The sequence below is a fragment of the Ottowia flava genome, assembly GCF_008017535.1.
GTDB classification, from domain to species: Bacteria; Pseudomonadota; Gammaproteobacteria; order Burkholderiales; family Burkholderiaceae_C; genus Ottowia; species Ottowia flava.
Genome location: NZ_VRUA01000024.1, coordinates 42,873 through 49,670 on the forward strand (window position 1 = coordinate 42,873; position 6,798 = coordinate 49,670).

Annotated in this window: 6 protein-coding genes; 5 read left to right on the forward strand and 1 reads right to left on the reverse strand. The window is 67.2% G+C overall.

The window, feature by feature from the left end; translation table 11 throughout:
- Window positions 1-66 precede the first annotated feature (66 nt).
- The 5 genes from FVQ98_RS17560 to FVQ98_RS17585 all read left to right on the forward strand — a co-directional run bounded on the left by FVQ98_RS17560 (window position 67) and on the right by FVQ98_RS17585 (window position 5,637).
- On the forward strand, window positions 67-402 hold the full coding sequence (locus FVQ98_RS17560) for a thioredoxin family protein (RefSeq protein ID WP_147914748.1): 336 nt from the start codon (window positions 67-69) through the stop codon (window positions 400-402).
- Window positions 403-509: 107 nt separating this feature from the next.
- Window positions 510-1,457, forward strand: coding sequence for a DNA-binding protein YbiB (ybiB, locus tag FVQ98_RS17565; RefSeq protein WP_147914749.1), 948 nt, complete (start codon window positions 510-512; stop codon window positions 1,455-1,457).
- Window positions 1,454-2,236 (forward strand): uroporphyrinogen-III C-methyltransferase, encoded by a 783-nt coding sequence (gene cobA, locus FVQ98_RS17570; protein ID WP_147914750.1) that lies wholly within the window; start codon window positions 1,454-1,456, stop codon window positions 2,234-2,236. Before ybiB ends, cobA begins: the two co-directional genes overlap by 4 nt.
- 916 nt (window positions 2,237-3,152) lie before the next feature.
- The gene (locus FVQ98_RS17580; RefSeq protein WP_147914752.1) at window positions 3,153-4,445 is read left to right on the forward strand and encodes a BaiN/RdsA family NAD(P)/FAD-dependent oxidoreductase; all 1,293 of its coding nucleotides are present in this window, start codon (window positions 3,153-3,155) and stop codon (window positions 4,443-4,445) included.
- 58 nt (window positions 4,446-4,503) lie between these two features.
- Window positions 4,504-5,637, forward strand: a complete 1,134-nt coding sequence (locus FVQ98_RS17585) for a sterol desaturase family protein (RefSeq protein ID WP_147914753.1) — start codon at window positions 4,504-4,506, stop codon at window positions 5,635-5,637.
- Window positions 5,638-5,783: 146 nt separating this feature from the next.
- Here the strand turns inward: FVQ98_RS17585 and FVQ98_RS17590 are convergent, their stop codons facing one another.
- Window positions 5,784-6,563 carry a transporter gene (locus FVQ98_RS17590; RefSeq protein ID WP_147914754.1) on the reverse strand — a complete coding sequence of 260 codons (780 nt, stop codon included), beginning with the start codon at window positions 6,561-6,563 and terminating at the stop codon, window positions 5,784-5,786.
- Window positions 6,564-6,798 lie beyond the last annotated feature (235 nt).

The following is a 6,798-nucleotide window of genomic DNA, read 5'->3' on the forward strand; positions in this document are numbered from 1 at the left end:
GGGACAATCGCGCCAAGCCGCCGCCCCCTGTATGGCGCGGCGGTACGCCTGCGACGCCCCTTGCCCATGAGCCACGCCCTGACCGACCCCGACCTGCTTGCCCTGCTGCGCGACACGCTGGCCGGTGGCGACGCGCCGGGCGCGGTGATCTGCCTGTGCGCCGACTGGTGCGGCACCTGCCGCGAGTTCTCGCCCGGCTTTACGCAGGCTGCGCAGGCCCACCCTGAGCTGACCTTCCGCTGGGTCGACATCGAGGACGAGGCCCACGCCATCGGCGATCTGGACATCGAGACCTTTCCCACCCTGGTGATCGGCGCGCGCGATGGCAGCGTGCGCTTTGCCGGCCCGGTGCTGCCACAGGCCGGCCAGATCGGGCGGTTGCTGCAAAGCCTGGGTCTGTAGACGGTGGGTCGCGCCTCGGTAGGCGCGAAACTTACGTCAGAGCTTAACTTGGCAAAAATTGACAATGGTCAATTGCCGCCATCAAGCCACTGAACCACAATGCCACCATGGGAATCAGCCCTTACCTGAAGATTATTGGCCGCGGCAGCGAAGGCGCGCGGGCCCTCTCGCGCGAACACGCCACCGACCTGATGGGACAAATCCTGGACGGTCATTGCACCGACCTGGAAATCGGCGCGTTCTGTGTTGCCATGCGCATCAAGGGCGAAACGCCCGAGGAGATGGCCGGCTTTCTCGACGCCGTGGGCGAGCGCATGGACCACCTGCCCGGCAGCGAACGTCCCGTGGTCGTGCTGCCCAGCTACAACGGGGCACGTAAGCTGCCGTTGCTGACACCGTTGTTGGGCCTGCTCCTCGCGCGAAAAGGCTTACCAGTGCTAATTCACGGCACGCCTACCGAGGATGGGCGCGTCAGCTCGCAGGATGCGCTGGCCGTTGTGGGCTTCGCGCCACAACCTACCGACCACTCCATCTGCCCCGGCCGTGTCCATTTCGTCAACACCGAAAGCCTGCTGCCCGGTCTGAAGCGCCTGCTGGACGTGCGCCGCAGCATCGGCCTGCGCAACAGCGCGCACAGCCTGGTCAAGCTGATGAACCCGGTGGCCGGCCCCGCCCTGATCGTGGGCAGCTACACCCATCCAGAATACGCCCAGTCCATGGCCGCCACGTTCGAATTGATGGGCAGTAACGCCATGCTGCTGCGCGGCACCGAAGGCGAGCCTGTGGCCGACCCGCGCCGCACGCCACGCATGGATGTGTTCCTTGGCGGGCAAGCGCACCTGGTCGAGGAGGCGCGCGGCGGCCCGCTCGACCACCTGCCCTCGCTGCCCACCCGGATCGACCCGATCTCCACCGCCACCTACATGCGCGCCGCGCTAGAAGGGCTGATTCCACTGCCCGAATCCCTCATCATCCAGGCCGATCACATCCTGCGTGCCTGCAAGGCGATCGAAGCTTCCGGCGATCCTTCGGTGCTAGCACCCCTCACCGCATGACCGACAAGCCCTCTTCCCCCACCCCTGGCCGCATCACACTGGTGGGCGCTGGCCCGGGTGATCCCGAGTTGCTCACGCTGAAGGCGGTGCGGGCGATCCAGCGCGCCAGCGTGATCCTGGTCGACGACCTGGTCAGCGACGCCATCCTGGCCCACGCCAACCCCGACGCACGCATCACCTATGTGGGCAAACGCGGCGGCTGCAAGAGCACGCCCCAGGCGACCATCGAGCAGCTCATGCTCGAAGCCGTGCGCGCGGGCGAAGACGTGGTGCGCCTCAAGGGCGGCGACCCGTTCATCTTCGGCCGGGGCGGGGAAGAGGTTGAAAGCCTGCGCGCCGCCGGCATCGAACCGATCGTCGTGAACGGCATCACGGCCGGCCTCGCCGCCCTGACCAGCCTGGGCGCGCCGCTGACACACCGCGAACACGCGCAAGGCGTGGTCTTCGTCACCGGCCATCCGCAGAAGAACGGCCCCGGCGTGGACTGGGCGCGCTTGGCCGCGTCGGCCAGCGACTTGCGCCTGACCCTGGTGATCTACATGGGAATCAGCAGCGCCCCGCGCATCCAGGCCGGCCTGCTGCAAGGCCTGCCCGCCGACACCCCCGTGGCCGTGATCGAACGCGCCACCCTGCCCGCGCAGCGCCAGTGCCTGACGACGCTGGGCGAGCTGGTGCACGACCTGGCCAACAGCGGGCTGGGCAGCCCAGCGATTGTGGTGGTGGGGAATGTGGTGTTGGGGGTGAAGGCGGCGTTGCGGGAATTGGCCGCGGCGGCCTGAAGCGCAGGCCTCGCCCGGTCGGCGTCGAGCGATCGAGCGATCGAGCAGGTTTAACGAGAAATCAGGCGCTGGCCCCAAGGTGATCAGCGCGGACAGCTATTGAATTTGTAGCTTTCTGTCGCTGCGTGCTCGTTGGCCGCTAGTGTGTGAACGACCTTGAGAGGCCGGGAAGTGCGCCCGGCGGCGCACCTTCTTTTCTTGACTCGCCAAGAAAAGAAGGCAAAAGAAGGCGACCCCACTGGCCGTGTCCCCTGCGCTTCGCTGCGGGACAACCTGCGATGCTCGATCGAGCGGTGGCGCTGCAGAACTCGCTTCGCGCCATTGGCGCTTCGCTCAGACAACTGCAGCGAATCAGAGCACGCAGCGCGGGCATCCTTCGGTGCCCGCGCCCACCGCCCGCTCTGCGCTTCTCGGCACGTCCAGAGGGGAATGAAGACGATCCGGGCCATCGCTGCGCTCGGCCCTGGATTCGCGGCCGAGCGCAGCGATGGCCCGTGTGGCTGTTCAACTCCCCTTGAGGCTGCGCCTGCGGCGCGGTTCTGGCGGGGTGGCGGCTGCACCGAAGGATGCAGTCGCTTCGTGAACTGACTGGCCGCGGCTGTCTGAACGGAGCGCTCGAAGAGCGCGCAGTGAGTTCTGCGGCCCACCCCGTCAGAAGCGCGACGCAGGTTTGCCCCGCTGCGCAGCAGCGGGGTCGCAGACGTGGGGTCGCCTTTTCTTTGCCTACTTTCTTTTGGCGAAGCAAAAGAAAGTGGGTCGGCCGCCGGGCCGAAACCCGGCCTCCCAGCGTCGATCAGCAGCAACCGCCCCACAAGCACGCGGCGCAAGAACTACACATTCCATAGCTCCCCGCGCAACCTGCTGTAGGGCCAGCGCCCGTTTCTTCATACAACCCCACATCCCCCACAATCCCCGGGTGAGCACTTCACCCTCCCCCTTCGACGCCATCATCCTCGGCGCCGGCGCCGCCGGTCTGTTCTGCGCGGCGCAGGCCGGCCAGCGCGGCTTGCGTGTGCTCGTCATCGACCATTACGAGCGCGTCGCGGAGAAAGTGCGCATCTCCGGCGGTGGGCGCGCCAACTTCACCAACCGCGACCTGGACCCGGCGGCGCCGCACAAACACTTTCTGGGCAACAACCCGCAGTTCTGCCGGTCGGCGCTGGCGCGCTTCACGCCGGCCGACATCACCGCGCTGCTGGACCGGCACGGCGTCGCCTGGCATGAGAAACACAAGGGCCAGCTGTTTTGCGACCGCTCGGCCGGCGACTTGATCAACGTTCTGCTGGCCGAATGCGAGGCCGCGCCGGCTGCTGGCGGTGCCGTCACGCGCTGGCAGCCGTGCCGTGTCCGCGGCGTGCAATTTCAAGCCAAAGAGACCGCCAGCCCTACGGGAGATTGCGCTGGCAGCTACCTTGTTGATAGCGACCAAGGTGCCGCCGCCGCACCGGCCTTGGTCATCGCCACCGGCGGTTTGTCCATCCCCAAGATCGGCGCCAGCGACCTGGGCTTGCGGCTGGCCAAACAGTTCGGCCACACGCTGGTCGACACCCGCCCCGGCCTGGTGCCGCTGACGTTTGACGGCGCGGCCTGGGCGCCGTACGCGCAGTTGGCCGGGCTGGCGCTGCCGGTGGAGATCAGCACGGGCGACAAGAAAACGCGCATGGCCTTCACCGAAGACCTGCTGTTCACCCACCGCGGGCTCTCGGGGCCGGCGGTGCTGCAGATTTCCAGCTACTGGCGGCCGGGCACGCCGATCCGCATCAACCTGGTGCCGGGCGTCGACGTGGCAGCGGCGCTGCTGGCGGCCAAGGCGCGCTCGCGCAAGCTGATCGCCAACGAACTCACGCAGTGGCTGCCCACCCGCCTGGCCGAAGCCTGGGCCGCCTTGGACTCCGCCTGGCAGCGCCCGGTGAACGAGGCCAGCGACAAGGCGCTGACGCAGCTGGCCGAGCGCCTGTCGCGCTGGGAGCTGACGCCGACCGGCACCGAGGGCTATGCCAAGGCCGAGGTCACCGTGGGCGGCGTGGACACGCGCAGGCTGTCGTCGCAGACGATGGCCTCGCGCACGCAGCCGGGCCTGTATTTCATTGGCGAGGTGGTGGACGTGACCGGCTGGCTGGGCGGTTACAACTTCCAGTGGGCCTGGGCCAGCGCGCGCGCCTGTGCCGAGGCGCTGGCGACGCAGGCGGTGCAGCAGCGGCCGGCCTGACCCAGGCGGCCCCTAGAATCCGGCGCAGGCCTTACCCCGCAGGGCAACCTGCCGCACCATGCTTGATCTGAACCGACTGAACCGCTACGCCGAAAGCCATGGCCCGTTGACGCGCGGGCGCGGCCTGGTCACCGGCACCATCGCGCTGACGCTGGCCATGCTGTGCCTGCTGGGCGTGCTGGCCTTTCACTTTCCGCAGTACCTCACCACGCCCGAGCTGCGCCGCAGCTACAACGTGGACCTGATGCGCACGCTGCTGTTCTGGTCGATGGTGATCGCGGGCAGCCTGTCGCTGGTCAACATCATCTTCGGGCGGGCGCGCTGGCTGTCGGCCTTTGCCTTCGCGCTGGTGGCGGCGTCGGTGCTGCTGGGCGGGCACAAGGTCAACGTGGACCCGAACTTCCCCGACCACACGCCCTACATCGGCATGGACTGGTTCATCCTGGACCTGCTGGGCAGTTCGCTGATCTTCATCTTCATTGAAAAGCTGTTCCCGCTGCGAAAAAACCAGCCGGTGTTCCGCCCCGAGTGGCAGACCGACTTCACCCACTTCATCGTCAACCACATGGTGGTCGGCTTCATCCTGCTGGCCACCAACTTGATGGTGCACAAGTTCTTTGGCTGGGCCGCGCACGACGGCATCCGCGGCTGGGTGGCCAACCTCAACTTCTGGCTGGCGCTGTTCCTGATCATCCTGGTGGCCGACCTGGTGCAGTACTGGACACACCGCGCGTACCACGAGACAGCCCCGGGCTGGCGCCTGCACGCGGTGCACCACAGTGTCAAAAGCATGGACTGGATGGCCGGCTCGCGCCAGCACATCCTGGAACTGCTGATCACCCGCACGCTGGTGCTGGCGCCGATCTACGTGCTGGGCTTTTCCAAGGAAGTGATCGACGCCTACATCATCATCGTGGGCTTTCAGGCGGTGTTCAACCACTGCAACGTCAGCGTGCGCCTGGGGCCGCTGCGCTACGTGATCGTCACGCCCAACTTCCACCACTGGCACCACAGCCAGGACCAGGAGGCGCTGGACAAGAACTACGCCGCGCACTTCGCCTTCCTGGACTACGCCTTCGGTACGGCGGTCAAAAGCGACCGCATGTGGCCCAGCCACTACGGCGTGCTGGGCGACTACGTACCGGACGGTTTTTTCAAGCAGCTGAAGTTTCCGTTCGTCTGGAAGGGGTGAGGCGGCCGCAAGGCGCGCATGGCCTGGGCGGCGCCAGCCGATGCACGCCGGCCCAAACTATCAATTCAATAGCTGGCTGCGCAGATGGTTGTAGGGACGATAGCCGATTTCTCTTATAACCCCTCACCTGCGCGACGCCGCTGGGGCTACCAGCGCCGCGTCAGCCCCAGGCCCCAAGTGGTGGCCCTGGGTGCGCCGCCCCAGCTGCGGCGCCAGCCCAGGTCCAGATCGGTCTTGTCGTTCAGTTGCAGGACCGCACCCACCAGGCCGAAGCGCACGGCGCCCGGGCCAGTGGCATCCGCCGCGCGCATCGCCCCCACTTCGCTGACCACCGACCAGGCTGCGCTCACTTGCAGCAGCAACGCCGTCGACGCCGCCCACAAATGCTGACGCGCGCCGATCCGGTTGCCGTTGTCAACGTAGCCCGCGTTGACCAGCCAGGTCCAGTCGCCTACGTCAAGCTGCGACAGCAGCAGCATCTCCGCCGCGGCGCGGCCGTTGCCCAGGCCTTTGGCGGACCTGCCGGTCGGCAGCGCGAGCGTTGGCCGCACGCCCAGCGCCCAGCCCCGGCCGTTGTCGTAGAAGCGCCACTTGAGCTGCAGGCCAACGTCACCCACGCCGCTCTGCGTGGGCTCACCCGGCGCGGTCTGGCGCAGCAGCGGCAGGTTGAAGGCGACATCGACCTGGTCCGACAGCCCACGCGTCAACGTCGTGTTGACCTGCCGCGCCCAGAAAGTGGCGCCGCCATCGCGCGTGCGGGTGTGGTCGGTGTTCACCTCCAGCTGCCAATGCCCTGCCCCTTGCAGCCCCGGATCGTCGGTGAGCAGCGGGTGGGCGGCACGCGCCGCCGGCAGGGCCAGCGCGAGCGAAGCCAGCACCGCCCAGGGGCGGCCAACCCACGCGGGGAAAGCCAGAAAAATGCGCATCGCGGATTGGGGTCAAGCTCACTGTCTGCTGCCCGGCGCCGATGCGCCTTTTGAAAAAAACGCCGCAGATCGGCCAGCCGCCCGGAGTTTGCGCCTTTTTGATGACGTTGCGCCGCTCAAATGACGTAGTTTGGCCCGGCTGAACGCGCTAATCCTGAGGTTTAGGTGTAGTTTCTCAACACGTTGTTCCCGTCGAATGCGAGTCGCGTGATGGGAGGCAGGTGTTCGGTGGCTG